We start from the raw sequence: 17,235 nt of genomic DNA on the forward strand, positions 1-17,235 counted from the left end.
TCATTCATGTGTTATTATCTTGATAAAACATGATTAGAATATGAGTCTAAACATTGCAAAAAGTAATAAGAAACGTGTCGTCATAGTAGGCGGTGGTTTCGGTGGCTTGAAACTGGCTAACAAGCTGAAAAAGTCAGGCTTTCAAGTCGTATTGATAGATAAAAACAACTATCATCAGTTTCCTCCTTTGATTTATCAGGTGGCTTCGGCTGGTATGGAGCCAACTTCCATATCCTTCCCCTTCCGTAAAATATTCCAGCATCGGAAAGATTTCTTTTTCCGTATGGCGGAAGTACGTGCCATTTTCCCGGAAAAGAATATGATACAGACTTCCATCGGAAAAGCAGAATATGACTATCTGGTGTTAGCAGCAGGTACTACAACCAACTATTTCGGTAATAAACATATCGAAGAGGAAGCCATGCCGATGAAAAATGTGTCAGAAGCGATGGGATTGCGAAACGCTCTTCTGGCTAATCTGGAACGAGCGCTGACCTGTTCAACGAAGCAGGAACAACAAGAGTTATTGAATATTGTAATTGTGGGAGGTGGAGCTACCGGGATAGAAGTAGCCGGAATACTTTCCGAGATGAAGAAATTTGTCTTGCCGAATGATTATCCTGATATGTCCAGCAGTCTGATGCACATCTATTTGATTGAAGCCGGGCCGCGATTGCTTGCCGGAATGTCGGAAGAATCATCTGCACATGCTGAACAGTTTCTCCGTGAAATGGGAGTAAATATCCTGTTGAATAAACGCGTTGTGGATTATCGTGACCATAAAGTAGTACTCGAAGATGGTACAGAGATTGCCACGCGTACTTTTATCTGGGTGAGTGGTGTCACCGGTGTGACTATCGGAAATCTGGATGCCTCTCTGATTGGGCGTGGAGGACGTATTAAAGTCGATTCATTTAACCGTGTAGAAGGGATGAATAATGTGTTTGCTATTGGCGACCAATGTATTCAGTTAGCTGATGAAAATTACCCGAACGGGCATCCTCAACTGGCACAAGTGGCGATCCAGCAAGGAGAACTATTGGCAAAGAATCTGATTCGTATGGAGAAAGGACAGGAAATGAAACCTTTCCATTACCGCAATTTAGGTTCGATGGCGACTGTCGGGCGCAATCGTGCCGTAGCAGAGTTTAGTAAAGTAAAGATGCAGGGATGGTTTGCCTGGGTGATGTGGCTCGTTGTTCATCTGCGTTCTATCCTTGGAGTACGCAATAAGGTTATTGTACTCTTGAATTGGGTATGGAATTATTTCACTTACGATCAGTCTATGCGTATGATTGTCTATGCCCGTAAAGCAAAAGAGATTCGTGATCGTGAAAAGGTGGAGGAAACTACCCATTGGGGGAAAGAACTGGTACAAGAGGAAAAGAACCCCTCAATTACATCATCATCCAAGTAGACAGGCTTCCTGTCGACAGGATGATAGATGCTATTCTGAACGGTAAATTCGTACAGGGTGTCCGATATCGGACACCCTTTGTTTTTTGTTATCTTCTATTTATCAACCATTTACGATTTTGGCACAGATTTGGTATATAAAGTACCGAATTGATACATCATAAAATAGTAAATGATCGGATATGGACAGAGAAATTCCTAAAGAGGTACGTCAAAAAGAACGTAATAAGAAGATAATTCGTTATTCATCCATTGGAGTGGCAAGTATTATTGTCATCGGTGTACTTATATCTGTATTAAGGGCAGGAGTGGAGGCAAAGGATCTTGTCTTTTCCACAGTCGATAAAGGGGTGATTGAGGTAAGTGTCAGTGCTTCCGGTAAGGTTGTCCCTGCTTTTGAAGAAATTATCAATTCTCCGATCAACAGTCGTATTATTGAAGTCTATAAAAAAGGGGGAGATAGCGTAGACGTAGGTACTCCGATTCTGAAACTGGACCTTCAGAGTACGGAAATTGAATATAAGAAGTTACTGGACGAGGAACAAATGCGCCAGTATAAGCTTGATCAGCTTCGCGTCAATAATCAGACGAAACTTTCCGATATGGCAATGCAGATTAAAGTTTCGGCAATGAAATTGAGTCGTATGAAAGTGGAGTTGAGAAATGAACACTATCTGGACAGTCTCGGTGCAGGAACAACGGATAAGGTACGCCAGGCTGAATTGAGCTATAATGTGGCTCAATTAGAGTACGAACAACTTCAGCAACAATATAAAAATGAGAAGGAAGTAGCTGCTGCCGAATTGAAAGTTCAGGAGCTTGATTTTAATATCTTCCGCAAGAGCCTTTCTGAAAAGAAACGTACGTTGGATGATGCACAAATCCGTTCCCCGCGTAAAGCTATTCTTACCTATATTAATAACCAGATCGGTGCACAGATTTCCGAAGGCGGACAGGTGGCTATCATTTCTGATTTGAGCCATTTTAAAGTGGAAGGTGAGATTGCGGATACGTACGGTGACCGTGTAGCAGCCGGAGGAAAAGCAATTGTTAAGATAGGGAGTGACAAACTGGAAGGTACAGTTAGCAGTGTTACACCACTATCCAAGAATGGTGTGATATCATTTACCGTTCAGTTGAAAGAAGATAATCACCGCCGCTTACGTTCCGGACTAAAGACAGATGTTTATGTGATGAATGCTGTGAAAGAAGATGTAATGCGCGTAGCCAATGGCTCTTTCTATGTGGGACGCGGTGAATATGAACTTTTTGTCTGCAACTCTGATAATGAACTGGTAAAACGTAAAATACAGTTAGGTGATTCTAATTTTGAATATGTAGAAGTGTTGAGCGGATTGCAGCTGGGTGATAAAGTAGTAGTAAGCGATATGAGTGCTTATAAGAACAAGAATAAGTTGAAAATTAAATAAACTAAATACTAGAAGTTATGATAACATTGAACTCTCTTTCTAAGATTTATCGTACGGACGAGATTGAGACGGTAGCATTGGAGAATGTGAATCTGACGGTAGAACGTGGAGAATTTCTAAGTATAATGGGACCTTCCGGATGCGGAAAATCCACCCTGCTGAACATAATGGGATTGCTTGATGCACCTACAATGGGAATGGTGGAAATCAACGGAATACGTACCGAAGGAATGAAAGACAAGGAACTGGCGGTTTTTCGTAATAAAACGCTCGGTTTTGTATTTCAGTCTTTTCATTTGATTAATTCGTTGAATGTGATGGATAATGTAGAACTCCCCTTGCTTTATCGACGTATGGCTGGTAGTGAACGAAAACGGTTGGCACAAGAGGTATTGGAAAAAGTAGGATTAAGCCATCGTATGAGACATTTTCCTACACAACTTTCCGGTGGGCAGTGCCAACGTGTAGCTATTGCCCGTGCGATTATTGGTAATCCCGAAATAATCCTTGCCGATGAGCCGACCGGTAACCTGGATTCAAAGATGGGAGCTGAAGTAATGGAACTGCTTCATCGGTTGAATAAGGAAGACGGACGTACTATCGTGATGGTTACCCATAATGAAGAACAGGCGAAGCAGACTTCGCGCACTATTCGTTTCTTCGATGGACGCCAGGTACAATAGAAACGGCCTCTTACGATTAGAACTAAATGGAAAAATTGATTAATGTATCTCTAAATTAAAAATCATCATGACAAAGAATATTTTCATCGTTGCGATAGCTGTCCTGTTAAGTGTTGCTTTCTGTTCGCTATCGGCACAAAATGTGAGTAAAGATTATAATGTAGACGAGTTTTCTGCCATAAACCTGCAATCTGTCGGGAATATTATTTTTACTCAATCGGCAGGATGCTCCTGCCGTTTGGAAGGTCCTTCTGAATTTGTAGAAAAAACAAGGGTGACAGTGAAAAACGGAACTTTGGTTATCTCGTATAAAGATAGGAATGCGAGGAATATCAAGAACCTTATTTGCTATATTACTGCTCCCGATTTGAGTAAAGTGAAAATTGATGGAGTAGGGAACTTCGATGCAAAAGAAGAACTAAAACTTAAAAATATAGCTTTCGAACTTGATGGAGTAGGCAACTGTAACGTGAAAAGTCTATATTGCGATGAGTTGAAACTAGATGTTGACGGAGTAGGCAATATGAAGTTGAATGTTGATTGCAGCACTATCAAAGCTAAAGTGGATGGAGTAGGAAATATCACTGTATCCGGTAAAGCGGATGCAGCTTTCTTTAAGCGGGATGGCGTTGGTAAAATCAACTCCAAAAACCTGAAGTGTAAAGACGTAACAAAGAAAGGTTGGAATTTCTAATGTAGAACATTCTTCTGTGAACTCCTGTAGAATCAAATCAAAAAAAGAATAAGAAGATGTGGAAGCAATACATAAAGCAAGCTCTTTACCAGTTGAAAGAGAACCGGCTTATTAGTATTGTCTGTATGGTAGGTACAGCTTTGGCTATTTGCATGATAATGGTGATCGTGCTGACATTGCAGATACGGATAAAAGACTGCGTGCCGGAAGTTAACCGTTCACGATCATTGTATGTCAAGGCAATGACGTCCCGGCATAAAGAGCAACACAATAATGCTGCCAGCAGCCAGATGTCCGTCACGACTGCCCGTGAATGCTTTAAGACGTTGACAATACCTGAAGCGGTTACCATTACTTCCGTTAATAATAAGATGCGTGCTTCTCTTCCCGGAGGAGGCAGGATGAGTGTAGATGAAATGGAAACGGATGAAGCGTTCTGGCAAGTCTTTTGCTTTGAATTCTTGTGTGGCAAACCATATACGAAAGCCGATTTTGAGAGTGGGCTGTCCAAGGCAGTGGTTTCTGCCAGTGTGGCACGCCACCTGTTCGGTACAACTGACGTGGTAGGGCGTACCATCCAATTAAATAAAGCGGATTATACCATTACAGGAGTAGTGAAAGACGTATCAAAGTTGGCGACAGCTTCTTATGCACAGGTCTGGATTCCCTATACATCAACAGATTTGGCTTCTTTCTCGTGGAGAGAAAATCTGATGGGACCTATGCGGGCGGTCATCCTTGCACGTTCGTCCGACGATTTTCCGGCTATTCGTGCTGAAGTCGAAAAATATCGTCAGGTCTACAATAGTAAGCTGAAGGATATGGAATTGATTTATCGTGGTCAGCCGGATACTCAATTTGCCTACCTTTACCGCCATTGGGGGACAGACTTGGATATGAAACACATTGTCAGGCGATTCATTCTTATCATTGTGATTCTCCTCTTGGTTCCAGCTATCAACCTAAGTAGTATGACTTTATCCCGCATGCGGAAGCGTATGACGGAAATCGGTGTCCGGAAAGCATTCGGTGCTACTGCCAACGAATTGTTCCGACAGGTATTCTGGGAGAATCTGATATTGACACTGCTTGCGGGAGTACTGGGACTGATATTGAGCTATTCAGCTACTTTCCTGTTAAACTCATTCCTTTTTGATAACAGTGAGAATGCAGGTCTTGCCGGGGAAACTTCTCTTTCCACTGATATGCTGTTCAGTCCGTTGACGTTTCTCGTTGCATTCTGTTTCTGCCTGTTATTAAATCTATTGAGTGCCGGAATTCCGGCTTGGAGAGTGTCGAGAATGAACATTGTAGATGCAATAAACCAAAGATGAAACGATGAAACAGTTATTGAAACAAATATATAATGAGCGCCGGAGCAATGCTTTTCTATGGATTGAGCTATTGTTGGTGTTTGTCGTATTGTGGTATATCGTTGATTTGGTTTATGTCACTTTGCATATCTATTATCAGCCAATGGGCTTTAATATAGAAAATACGTATGTATTACGTATGAACCGTCTTACCGATAAATCTACCGATTTCAATCCGGAGCTGACTGTTAAGGATGATATGACTGCTTTAAGGGAAATAGCCGGACGTTTGTCCCGTCATCCGGAAGTTGAATCTGTCTGTATCTCTCAAAACAGTATTCCATACAATGAAGGGTGCAGTGGAGCGAGTTTCCGTTTTCCGGATAACGACACGGTTTGGATAAGTACGATGGATCGTTGGACGACTCCTGAATATTATAAGGTGTTTCGTTTCCGGAATATCGATGGTTCCGGTCATGAAAGTCTGGTGAAAGCTCTGGAGAAAAATACAATAATCGTTCCTGTCGATGTTGCAGACTATTATCCGGATGCTACTTTCCACGGAAAAGACCTTTTGGGTAAAGAAGTTCGCATGAGTGATACCAACTTTCGTATTGCAGCTTTAACAGAGCCCGTTCGCTACGATCATTATAACATTGCCGGAAAACCTTTTACCGGAACCTATATCGGCACTTACCTTTCTGACGAACAAATGGAAACAGTCGAAAACGTAGCCTATCTCGAATTAAGTCTGCGTGTCCGCGAAGGTGTAGACGATGGCTTTGTGGAACGTCTTATGAATGATGCCGACCGTATCTATCAGGTAGGGAATGTTTATATACTTGATGTCACTCCATTAAGCAAAGTCCGGACAGCCAGTGAGATAGACAATGATAATGAATTACGTACCCAGTTCTGTATTCTCTTTTTCCTGTTGTTGAATATCTTTCTGGGAGTGATCGGCACTTTCTGGTTCCGTACCCAGCAACGCCGGGGAGAAGTTGCTTTACGCATGGCAATGGGAGCTAACCGGAAAAACATATTCTATCGTTTGATTACGGAAGGTTTGTTACTGTTAAGCATGTCGGCTCTTCCTGCCGTATTGATTGCATTCAATATTGGATATACTGAACTGGTGGATATATCACAAATGGCATTTACAGTACCCCGTTTCCTGATAGCCATTTTACTGACATATCTCTTGATGGCGATAATGATTATTCTTGGCGTGTTGTATCCGGCTCTGCAATCAATGAAAGTGCAACCGGCCGAAGCACTAAGAGACGAGTAAGAAATATACTGAACTTTATACTGGTAACGATCATGATAAAACTCTATTTTAAACAAGCATTCCATCTGTTGGGAGAAAATAAACTGCTTTCTTCTATTTCTATTATTGGTACAGCTTTGGCTATTGCTATGATAATGGTAATTGTGATTACTTTACGTGCGACTATTGCTCCCTTTGCACCGGAAACCCATCGTGACCGGATGCTTATTTTCCGGTTTGCCGGACTTCAAAGTAAGTCCAACGTGAATTGGCAAAGCAATGGCCCTATCGGATACAATACGGCAAAGGCTTGTTTCAAAGCAATGACAATTCCCGAAGCAGTTTCCATAACCAATATCTGGCAGGAAACAATGCTGGCTGCTAAACCGGCAGGTGAGATGGAAAGTTGTAGTGTGTTGCAAACAGACGATGCTTTCTGGAAAATATTTGAATTTGAGTTTCTATCCGGTAAACCGTATGATAATGCCGATTTTGATGCCGGAGCAGCAAAAGCTGTGATTTCCGAAGATATGGCTCGCCGTTTGTTCGGAACGTCAGAAGTGGTTGGAAAGACATTCCTTCTGAATCATTCGGCTTATATTGTTTGCGGAGTGGTACGTCCGGTCTCTAAACTGGCGAAATACGCCTATGCGCAAGTTTGGATTCCTTTGAGTTCAACAAGTGCCTTCACAGCCACTTGGGGCGATGACAATATCATGGGTATGACTGCCGTCTATATACTGGCTAAATCGAAAGACGATTTTCCGGCTATTCGTCAGGAGGCAGACCGCTTGCGGGCTATCTTTATGGCAGGGCATCCCAATTTCGATTTACTCTATCGCGGACAGCCTGATACTTATTTCGTAGCCGCGCAACGCTATTCCGCCAACAATCCTCCTGCTGTGAAAGAAGCAGTACGGCAATACATACTGACATTACTTGTCTTGTTGATTGTTCCTGCCGTCAACTTGTCCGGACTTACTTTGTCACGCATGCGTAAGCGTATCTCCGAAATAGGAGTGCGAAAAGCCTTTGGTGCCCCCAGACGGGAGCTTATGATGCAGGTACTATCTGAAAATATGCTTTATTCCCTGTTCGGAGGAATTCTCGGACTGGTATTAAGTTATGTCGCCGCTTTCCTTTTGGGAGGAATGCTTTTCTCCGTAGACTTTGTATCCAATGGGGGGGAAGATTTGCGGACCATGTGTGTAGACTTACTGTTCGATCCTACCGTATTCCTGCTGGCATTTCTGGCTTGCTTCCTACTCAATTTATTAAGTGCCGCCATTCCGGCATGGAGAGTAACTCGCACCAATATTGTGGATGCCATCAACGAAAGATAATTCTTCAACTCATCTAAATTCTAAAGAAAATGCAACTATTAAAACAAATATGGAACGAGCGCCGGTCAAACGGGTGGTTGTGGTCAGAACTATTAATTGTTTTTGTGGTCCTGTGGTATGTGGTCGACTGGACGTATGTGACAGCGCGTACTTATTACGAACCGGTAGGATTTGATATTACCGATACGTATTATTTGGAACTAAGCCTGAAAAACGACAAGAGTAATTCCTATCTTTCGAAAGAGCAAAAGAGTACATCTTTAGGACAAGATATTATCGAGTTGACTAATCGTCTCCGGAGATTGCCGGAAGTGGAGGCCGTTTCAATATCCAATAATGCGCGTCCCTATATCGGGAGTAACTCCGGTAGTATGTTACGTATCGATACATTAGTTAGTAATCCGCTACGGCGTTCGGTAACCCCTGACTTTTTTCAGGTCTTTCGTTATCAAAGTGCTGATGGGAGTGGTTATCAGCCGTTGGTGCAAGCTTTAAGGAATGGCAATGTCGTTGTTGGTGAAAATTTCTTGCCCAAAGATTATAAAGGCGATCGTACGCTGTTGGGTAAAGAAATGGTCGATGTGGATGATTCTACGAAAGTGTACAAGATAGGGGGAGTTTCGAAGAAGGTGCGTTACAATGACTTTTGGCCTAACTACAGTGATCGGTATGTAGCCATTGAACTTCCTGAAAAGATAATGGTCGAACTTGACGATGAACTTTATCCTTCAAGTGTAGAAGTTTGTCTGCGTGTGAAGCCGGGGACTTCTAAAGACTTTGCGGAACATTTGATGAAATTGTCTGTCAACCAGTTGAGTGTCGGCAACTTATTCATCTTGAAAGTGCATGATTATGAAGATATACGGAATGATTTCCAGCAAGAGAGCTATAATCAGGTACAGGTACGTTTCTGGATGATGGGATTCTTATTGCTTAATATCCTATTGGGCATTGTCGGCACCTTCTGGTTCCGTACGCAGCACCGTCGTGCCGAGTCTGCGCTTCGTATAGCAGTCGGGGCCAGCCGGATGCAGCTTTGGCAACGTTTAAATAAAGAAGGATTGCTATTGTTGACTCTGGCTGCTTTGCCTGCCGCCGTCATCTGTTATAATATCGGCCATCTGGAGTTGACTGAAGGGTATATGGAGTGGGGAGTAGTGCGTTTTCTTATTACATTTGTCATAACCTATTTCCTGATGTCTTTAATGATTCTCGTTGGCATTTGGTTTCCTGCTCGTCAGGTAATTCGCATACACCCTGCCGAGGCGTTGCGCGAAGAATAAAAAACTTGGGCTATCTGTTTGTTTTCAATATAATTAACGTATCTTTGTCGGCATAATATTGAAAACACCGCAGGCTTTAATTATATGAATCGACGCTACTATTGTTTGCTTATCGTTCTGTTTTTTGCTGTTCTTATTCAGGCGGCAGCAGCGGAACGTACATACAATATCCTGTTTATACAGTCATACACCTCACAGACTCCTTGGCATAGCGACCTTAATCAGGGGTTGGTCAAAGGATTTAAAGAAAGTGGCCTGAAGGTGAATATAACAACGGAGTATCTTGATGCCGATTTTTGGGCATTCAACTCCGAGAAAGTAATTATGCGTCGTTTTTGTCAGCGTGCTCGTGACAGGCAGACCGATTTGATTATAACAGCAAGTGATGAAGCTTTCTATACTCTTTTTGCCTGTGGAGATTCGTTGCCTTTGCAGATACCGGTCGTGTTTTTCGGCATTAAGTATCCTGATATGGAGCTGATTGCTACTCATCCCAATGTTTGCGGGTTCACTGCCAATCCGGATTTTGATGTCATATTGCGTCAGGCGCAAAAGATATTTCCCCAGCGGAAAGAAGTGGTATGTGTGATAGATAACAGCTTTTTGAGTAACAAAGGCCTTGAAGATTTTGAAGAAGAGTGGAAAATCTTTCAAAAAGACAATCCGGATTATAGAATGAAAGTCTATAATACCCAAAATCATACAACGAGTCACATCATTGCTGCTATTTGTTACCCTCGTAACAGCTACGAACGTCTGGTGGTTGCTCCTAAATGGTCGCCTTTCCTTTCATTCGTTGGCAAAAACTCAAAAGCTCCCGTATTTTCGAGTCAGAATGTGGGGTTAACTAATGGCGTATTCTGTGCATACGATTCCGATAGTTATGCTTCAGCATTATCGGCAGCTCAAAGGGCTGCTTTAGTCTTAAAAGGTACATCTCCCCAAGAAATAGGAGTGACAGAAATCACGCAGGGATTCATCTATGACTATAAACAGTTGGATTATTTTCATATTGACCCTGATAAAGTATCCTCTAGCGGAACCATCGTCAACGAACCGTATTGGGAAAAATATAAATACCTTTTTATACTGCTCTATCCGTCTATCCTGGCGTTGCTGATAGCTTCTATCGTGTGGTTGATGCGTGCCAACCGGCGTGAGTCCAAACGACGGATTCAGGCACAGACCCGTCTGCTCGTGCAGAATAAACTTGTGGAACAGCGTAATGAGTTTGATAATGTATTTCATTCCATCCGTGATGGTGTGATAACGTATGATACCGATTTGCACATTCATTTCACAAACCGCTCCTTATTACAAATGCTGCATTTGCCGTATGAGTCAGGGGGCCGTTTTTATGAAGGAATGATGGCAGGCAGCATCTTCAAGATATATTATAACGGTCAGGATATTCTTCATTCTATGCTGAAGCAGGTAGCTGCTAAAGGAGAAAGTGTGAAGATACCCCAGGGAGCTTTCATGAAAGAAGTGCATAGTGATAAATACTTCCCGGTGTCGGGGGAAATAGTCCCGATCCGTTCAAAGGATACGATTACCGGTATGGCACTTTCCGCACGGAATATTTCGAATGAAGAAATGCAGAAGCGTTTCTTTGATATGGCAGTAGACGAAAGCTCCATCTATCCGTGGCAGTTTGATATGGAAACCAACTGTTTCATTTTCCCGCAAGGTTTCTTGAAACGTCTTGGATACGATGAATCGGTTACTACCATCTCCCGTGATGAAATGGATCGCACTATCTATCCTGATGATTTGAAGGAAATAAGTCCGTTATTTAATAGAGCATTGACAGGAGAAGATTCTAATACCCGTCTGAATTTCCGTCAGCGGAATGTCAACGGAGAGTATGAATGGTGGGAATATCGTTCTTCCGTAATCACGGGATTGACACAAGATTCATTGTACAATATATTAGGTGTTTGCCAGAGTATCCAGCGATATAAGACTGCCGAGCAGGAGATGAGAGAGGCTCGTGATAAAGCCCTCCAGGCTGACAAACTGAAATCGGCGTTCCTTGCCAACATGAGTCACGAGATTCGGACTCCGTTGAATGCGATTGTAGGTTTCTCCGATTTGCTAAGCGATACGAGTGGTTTTACAAGCGAAGAGATTGCCTAGTTTATCGGAACCATTAATAAGAATTGCGGCCTGTTACTGGCTTTGATTAATGATATTCTTGATTTGTCACGTATCGAATCGGGAACCATGGAATTTATGTTCGCCGAGCATAACCTGCCGCTGTTATTAAAGACCGTCCATGATTCTCAACGCTTGAATATGCCACCGGGAGTAGAACTGGTGTTGCGTATGCCCGAAAGTGATAAGAAATATCTCACGACAGATAATGTACGCTTGCAGCAAGTCGTGAATAATCTGATAAATAACGCTGCTAAATTTACGAGCAGCGGTTTCATTACTTTCGGCTATGAAGATGATGAGGTTCCCGGCTACACCCGCATCTTTGTGGAGGATACCGGAGTCGGTATTTCTGAAGAAGGTATCCGTCATATATTCGAACGATTCTATAAAGTCGATAATTTCACCCAAGGAGCAGGTTTGGGATTAAGTATTTGTCAGACCATCATCGAACGTCTGAATGGTACCATCTCCGTCACCTCCGAAGTAGGTAAAGGCACTCGTTTCACTGTGCGCCTTCCTAACTACTGCGAATAATCGAACGTTCACTTTTGGGCATAGTGTCCGAAAATGGACACTTTTCTTATTTTCTAATCTGTTGATAATAAAAACTTTACTTTTTTGGCACATCGTTTGATTCTCTCATAGTGGAAAATACTGTGTATAATGAAAAAGAAAAGTATATTGTTTGCTCTTGCTGCCGTTTGCCTGCCGTTGGCATTGTCGGCACAGAAGGAAAGGGAAATAACCTTGAATGAAGCTATTGCTATGGCGCGTATTCAATCTGTTGACGCTGCTGTTGCCTTGAATGAATTGAAAACGGCCTATTGGGAATTTCGTACCTTTCGTGCTGATCTTCTGCCGGAAGTCAACTTGACCGGAACCCTGCCCAATTATAACAAATCATATAGTTCCTATCAAAATTCGGACGGTTCTTACGGTTTCGTCCGTAATAACACATTGGGGCTTACCGGTGATCTTTCTATCGATCAAAACATCTGGCTTACTGGTGGTAAACTCTCGCTGACTTCCTCTCTCGACTATATCAAGCAATTGGGAGCCGGAGGAGACCGGCATTTTATGTCGGTTCCTGTCACATTACAACTTACACAACCCATCTTTGGAGTCAATAATATAAAGTGGAACAGACGCATCGAACCGGTTCGTTATGCCGAAGCGAAAGCAGCCTTTATCACTGCTACCGAAGAAGTGACGATGCGTGCCATCACTTATTACTTTAATCTTTTGTTGGCAAAAGAAAATCTTGGCACGGCGAAACAGAACCAGACAAACGCCGACCACCTTTATGAAGTAGCCCTTGCCAAACGCAAAATGGGGCAAATTTCCGAGAATGAACTCTTGCAGTTGAAACTCTCCGCTTTAAATGCGAAAGCTGCATTGACGGAGGCAGAGAGTGATCTCAATGCCAAGATGTTCCAGCTCCGTGCCTTTTTGGGAGTAGGAGAGGATGAAGTACTAAACCCGGTTCTTCCCGAAGCTGTGGATGGCCCGAGGATGGAGTACAATCAGGTGTTAAATAAAGCATTGGAACGTAATTCTTTTGCACAGAATATCCGTCGCCGCCAGTTGGAAGCCGACTATGAGGTAGCTACCGCACGCGGAAATTTGCGTAGTGTCGATTTGTTTGCAAGCGTAGGATATACGGGTGAGAACCGGAATTTTCCGGCCGTTTACAGGAACCTGCAGGATAATCAGATTGTTCAGGTAGGCGTTAAGATTCCGATTCTCGATTGGGGAAAACGCCGTGGGAAAGTCCGGGTAGCCAAGAGCAACCGGGATGTAGTGCTTTCAAAAATTCGTCAGGAACAGATCAACTTCAATCAGGACATTTTTCTGTTGGTGGAGCATTTCAATAATCAGGCGCAGCAGTTGGACATAGCGAAGGAAGCCGATGCAATTGCACAGCAACGTTATAAGACCAGTATTGAAACTTTCCTGATAGGCAAAATTAATACCTTAGACCTGAATGATGCGCAGAACTCTAAAGATGAGGCAAGACAGAAACATATTTCCGAACTCTATTATTATTGGTATTACTATTATCAGATTCGCAGTCTGACGTTATGGGATTTTCGTACCAATACCGAACTTGAAGCTGATTTTGATGAAATCATCCGGCAATAGAAAGGGTAGGAAAAAGCTTTTGAATCTTATGGAGGAACTTGCAGTAAATAGTATTATTTTCTATTCCGTTCTTGCTTTTTACGAATTAATTTCGTATCTTAAGAGTTTTAATCCTTTCGGAGACAGGTGGTCATTTTATAGAGTGACAATAGTCATCTTATAAGATGATATTTATCACTCTATAAGGTGACTTTTGTCCCATTGTAACTGGATAATTACTCGACTGCATAAACAATTATAAATTACTGTACTGAAAATCTTTATTTAGTGCAGTGAAAAATCTTAAATACAATAATAAGAAAACAGCTTTATTACGTAACTTGTATTATTGAGGCGTGCATTCCGTGATTTATATATCAATCATTTGGTAGCAAACTATTTATTAGTACCTTTGGAGTGTGAGAAAAAGTTGTTAATTGACTGGGTAAAACTCAAATATAACTATGATTCTGATAATTGATGACGACAGCGCAGTGCGTTCTTCGCTTAGCTTCATGTTGAAGCGGGCAGGATATGAAGCACAGACCGTTCCCGGTCCACGGGAAGCTATGGAAGTAGTACGTTCCGTAGCTCCGGATTTAATCCTGATGGATATGAACTTCACTCTTTCTACAACGGGTGAGGAGGGTTTGACCCTACTCAAACAAGTAAAAATATTCCGTCCCGAAACACCGGTGATATTGATGACCGCTTGGGGAAGTATCCAACTTGCCGTGCAAGGAATGCAGGCAGGAGCTTTTGATTTCATAACGAAGCCCTGGAATAATGCCGCCTTGTTGCAACGCATTGAAACGGCACTCCAACTTTCGGGCACTCCACAGGAACCAACGCAGGAACAGAGCGATTCTTTCGACCGCAGCCACATCATCGGGCGTAGCCAGGGATTGATGGATGTGTTGAATACGATTGCCCGCATAGCAAAGACCAATGCCTCTGTCCTCATTACAGGGGAAAGCGGAACAGGTAAGGAATTGATAGCCGAGGCCATTCATATCAACAGTCAGCGTGCCAAACATCCCTTTGTGAAAGTGAATCTTGGAGGTATCTCTCAAAGCCTGTTCGAAAGTGAAATGTTCGGGCACAAGAAAGGAGCTTTTACCGATGCTTCCGCAGACCGTATCGGACGTTTCGAAATGGCAAACAAAGGGACGATTTTCCTGGATGAAATAGGTGATCTCGATCCTTCGTGCCAGGTGAAGTTACTGCGTGTATTGCAGGATCAGACATTTGAAGTGCTCGGCGACAGCCGTCCGCGCAAGACGGATATCCGGGTAGTATCAGCCACCAATGCCGATTTACGCAAAATGGTGGGCGAACGTACTTTTCGTGAAGACCTCTTCTATCGTATCAATCTGATAACAGTGAAACTGCCGGCCTTGCGCGAACGTCGTGAAGATATTCCCTTGCTGGCACGTCATTTTGCCGACCGTCAGGCGGTAACCAACGGATTGCCTAGTACGGAGTTCTCTGCCGATGCCCTGCAATTCTTGAGCCGTTTGCCCTATCCGGGGAATATTCGTGAATTGAAGAACTTGGTGGAACGTACCATTCTGGTAAGTGGTAAACCGCTGCTTGATGCTTCCGACTTTGATGCGCAGTATATTCGCCACGATGACGCAAGAGTGACCGAAGGCGCAGCTCTGGCTGGTATGACTTTGGATGAAATAGAACGCCAGACCATTCTCCAGGCGTTGGACCGTTACAAAGGAAATTTGAGTCAGGTAGCTACGGCATTGGGTATCAGCCGTGCAGCACTCTACCGCCGTCTCGAAAAATATAATATAACAATGTGATAGATTTAGGTACGTGCCTAATAATATTAAGATTAACCGTTAACCACAGATAACGTGCGTATAAAAGGATTCTTTTACATACTAGTCTTTCTGCTGCTGGCATTAGGTAGTGTATTGCTGTTCCTTTCCAGTCAACTGAATACAATCTTTTTCTACATAGGGGAGGGGCTGATACTTTTCATCCTCATTTATATGACCTTTTTCTATCGTAAGATCGTGAAGCCGTTGAATACAATCGGAAGCGGTATGGAACTGTTGCGTGAGCAGGATTTCAGTAGCCGTCTTAGCCCTGTAGGTCAATATGAGGCCGATCGTGTGGTGAATATCTTCAACCGCATGATGGAACAGCTCAAGAATGAACGTCTCCGCCTGCGTGAACAGAATAATTTTCTTGATTTGCTGATTAAAGCTTCTCCGATGGGAGTGATTATAACTTCCCTTGATGAAGACCTTTCGGAATTGAATCCGATGGCTTTGAAAATGCTGGGTGTTCGTTTGGAAGACGTACAAGGCAAGAAGATGAAAGAGATCGATTCTCCGTTAGCGGTGGAATTGGCTAACCTCCCGAAAGGAGAGAAGGTAACCGTCCGTCTGAACGACTCGAATATCTACCGGTGTACTCATTCTTCTTTCATTGATCGTGGATTTCAGCATCCTTTCTACTTGGTAGAAACTCTCACCGACGAAGTGATGAAAGCGGAAAAGAAAGCATACGAGAAAGTGATTCGCATGATTGCCCACGAAGTGAACAACACGACTGCCGGCATTACTTCCACACTGGATACGGTAGAACAAGCCCTTTCCAGCGAAGAAGGAATGGAAGACATCTGCGACGTGATGCGTGTATGTACCGACCGTTGTTTCTCGATGAGTCGTTTCATCACCCGTTTTGCCGATGTGGTGAAAATCCCCGAACCGACACTCTCTTCTGTCAATCTGAATGATTTGGTTTTCACCTGCAAGCGGTTTATGGAAGGAATGTGTAATGACCGTCGCATTACACTCCGCATGGAAATAGACGAAAGTCTGAAAGATGTGATGCTGGATGCCGCTTTGTTTGAGCAAGTACTCGTAAATATCATCAAAAATGCAGCGGAAAGCATTGAAGCCGATGGGGAAATAATAGTCCGCACCCTCGCTCCGGCCACTGTTGAAGTGATAGATAACGGTCAGGGAATCAGCAAAGAAACAGAAGCTAAACTGTTCAGTCCTTTCTTCTCTACCAAACCGAACGGTCAGGGAATCGGACTCATCTTTATTCGCGAAGTACTGATGCGTCATGGGTGCACATTCTCTTTGCGAACCTATGCCGACGGACTGACCCGATTCCGTATTACTTTCCCCTAATTGTGTCAAATAAGAACATTTCTTCCGTCAAATAGACCTTTTTTTGTCTTGAAATCACTCCTACCTTTGCCCCGCTCAATTCAATAGGATTTAAGGTATGAGATTAATGAAAAAAGGCACATTGACGCTCTTTCTTTTATTGGCTATCAGTATTCCGCTCAGTGCGCAGTATGTGGTACAAGGGGTGGTGACTGATTCTCTGACCAAAGAACCTTTGCCTTATGCATCTGTACGCTTAAAAGGGTTCTTCGTCAAATTTGGTGGTACTTCTTCTATTGTGAATAAATAATCTTCGCTCTCAGTAGTTTAATTCCTGCCCTATTGTACATCTGTCTTTTTACCGCTTTAATTTTATTCACTG

12 protein-coding genes and 1 pseudogene are annotated in these 17,235 nt (G+C 43.0%); all 13 read left to right on the top strand.

All coding sequences use genetic code 11. From position 1 onward, the window contains the following. Nucleotides 1-40 precede the first annotated feature (40 nt). The 13 genes and pseudogenes from N5O98_RS21280 to N5O98_RS21340 all read left to right on the top strand — a co-directional run bounded on the left by N5O98_RS21280 (nucleotide 41) and on the right by N5O98_RS21340 (nucleotide 17,163). On the top strand, nucleotides 41-1,417 hold the full coding sequence (locus N5O98_RS21280; protein WP_022200182.1) for an NAD(P)/FAD-dependent oxidoreductase: 1,377 nt from the start codon (nucleotides 41-43) through the stop codon (nucleotides 1,415-1,417). Between the two features lie 181 nt (nucleotides 1,418-1,598). Then, the gene (locus tag N5O98_RS21285; RefSeq protein ID WP_022200181.1) at nucleotides 1,599-2,846 is read left to right on the top strand and encodes an efflux RND transporter periplasmic adaptor subunit; all 1,248 of its coding nucleotides are present in this window, start codon (nucleotides 1,599-1,601) and stop codon (nucleotides 2,844-2,846) included. 17 nt (nucleotides 2,847-2,863) lie between these two features. Then, complete coding sequence (locus N5O98_RS21290) at nucleotides 2,864-3,529, top strand: ABC transporter ATP-binding protein (protein ID WP_004300704.1); 666 nt, start codon at nucleotides 2,864-2,866, stop codon at nucleotides 3,527-3,529. 67 nt (nucleotides 3,530-3,596) lie between these two features. Continuing rightward, nucleotides 3,597-4,223, top strand: coding sequence for a GIN domain-containing protein (locus N5O98_RS21295; protein WP_004326571.1), 627 nt, complete (start codon nucleotides 3,597-3,599; stop codon nucleotides 4,221-4,223). Between the two features lie 56 nt (nucleotides 4,224-4,279). Further along, a complete protein-coding gene (locus N5O98_RS21300; RefSeq protein ID WP_022200180.1) occupies nucleotides 4,280-5,557 on the top strand; it encodes an ABC transporter permease in 1,278 nt (425 codons plus the stop codon). 4 nt (nucleotides 5,558-5,561) lie between these two features. Continuing rightward, the gene (locus tag N5O98_RS21305) at nucleotides 5,562-6,827 is read left to right on the top strand and encodes an ABC transporter permease (protein WP_118161544.1); all 1,266 of its coding nucleotides are present in this window, start codon (nucleotides 5,562-5,564) and stop codon (nucleotides 6,825-6,827) included. 32 nt (nucleotides 6,828-6,859) lie between these two features. Beyond that, complete coding sequence (locus N5O98_RS21310) at nucleotides 6,860-8,149, top strand: ABC transporter permease (protein WP_022200179.1); 1,290 nt, start codon at nucleotides 6,860-6,862, stop codon at nucleotides 8,147-8,149. Nucleotides 8,150-8,178: 29 nt separating this feature from the next. Continuing rightward, nucleotides 8,179-9,432 (top strand): ABC transporter permease, encoded by a 1,254-nt coding sequence (locus tag N5O98_RS21315; RefSeq protein WP_008648747.1) that lies wholly within the window; start codon nucleotides 8,179-8,181, stop codon nucleotides 9,430-9,432. A gap of 84 nt (nucleotides 9,433-9,516) precedes the next feature. After that, nucleotides 9,517-12,126: pseudogene (locus N5O98_RS21320) on the top strand (ABC transporter substrate binding protein). Nucleotides 12,127-12,255: 129 nt separating this feature from the next. After that, entirely contained in the window at nucleotides 12,256-13,734 is a 1,479-nt protein-coding gene (locus tag N5O98_RS21325; protein ID WP_004300692.1) for a TolC family protein, read from the top strand. Nucleotides 13,735-14,177: 443 nt separating this feature from the next. Beyond that, entirely contained in the window at nucleotides 14,178-15,527 is a 1,350-nt protein-coding gene (locus N5O98_RS21330) for a sigma-54-dependent transcriptional regulator (RefSeq protein ID WP_004311322.1), read from the top strand. Nucleotides 15,528-15,581: 54 nt separating this feature from the next. Beyond that, on the top strand, nucleotides 15,582-16,874 hold the full coding sequence (locus N5O98_RS21335) for a sensor histidine kinase (protein WP_004311321.1): 1,293 nt from the start codon (nucleotides 15,582-15,584) through the stop codon (nucleotides 16,872-16,874). 97 nt (nucleotides 16,875-16,971) lie between these two features. After that, nucleotides 16,972-17,163: a hypothetical protein gene (locus N5O98_RS21340; RefSeq protein ID WP_118161542.1), complete on the top strand. Its 192-nt coding sequence runs from the start codon at nucleotides 16,972-16,974 to the stop codon at nucleotides 17,161-17,163. The last annotated feature ends 72 nt before the right edge of the window (nucleotides 17,164-17,235 follow it).

The organism is Bacteroides sp. LFL-34, from assembly GCF_027257075.1.
Lineage (GTDB): Bacteria > Bacteroidota > Bacteroidia > Bacteroidales > Bacteroidaceae > Bacteroides > Bacteroides ovatus.

What these genes read in the sequence shown, in the direction of transcription:
- N5O98_RS21280 (WP_022200182.1), top strand. Translation starts at nt 41, where the DNA reads ATGAGTCTAAACATTGCAAAAAGTAATAAGAAACGTGTCGTCATAGTA.
- N5O98_RS21285 (WP_022200181.1), top strand. Translation starts at nt 1,599, where the DNA reads ATGGACAGAGAAATTCCTAAAGAGGTACGTCAAAAAGAACGTAATAAG.
- N5O98_RS21290 (WP_004300704.1), top strand. Translation starts at nt 2,864, where the DNA reads ATGATAACATTGAACTCTCTTTCTAAGATTTATCGTACGGACGAGATT.
- N5O98_RS21295 (WP_004326571.1), top strand. Translation starts at nt 3,597, where the DNA reads ATGACAAAGAATATTTTCATCGTTGCGATAGCTGTCCTGTTAAGTGTT.
- N5O98_RS21300 (WP_022200180.1), top strand. Translation starts at nt 4,280, where the DNA reads ATGTGGAAGCAATACATAAAGCAAGCTCTTTACCAGTTGAAAGAGAAC.
- N5O98_RS21305 (WP_118161544.1), top strand. Translation starts at nt 5,562, where the DNA reads ATGAAACAGTTATTGAAACAAATATATAATGAGCGCCGGAGCAATGCT.
- N5O98_RS21310 (WP_022200179.1), top strand. Translation starts at nt 6,860, where the DNA reads ATGATAAAACTCTATTTTAAACAAGCATTCCATCTGTTGGGAGAAAAT.
- N5O98_RS21315 (WP_008648747.1), top strand. Translation starts at nt 8,179, where the DNA reads ATGCAACTATTAAAACAAATATGGAACGAGCGCCGGTCAAACGGGTGG.
- N5O98_RS21325 (WP_004300692.1), top strand. Translation starts at nt 12,256, where the DNA reads ATGAAAAAGAAAAGTATATTGTTTGCTCTTGCTGCCGTTTGCCTGCCG.
- N5O98_RS21330 (WP_004311322.1), top strand. Translation starts at nt 14,178, where the DNA reads ATGATTCTGATAATTGATGACGACAGCGCAGTGCGTTCTTCGCTTAGC.
- N5O98_RS21340 (WP_118161542.1), top strand. Translation starts at nt 16,972, where the DNA reads ATGAGATTAATGAAAAAAGGCACATTGACGCTCTTTCTTTTATTGGCT.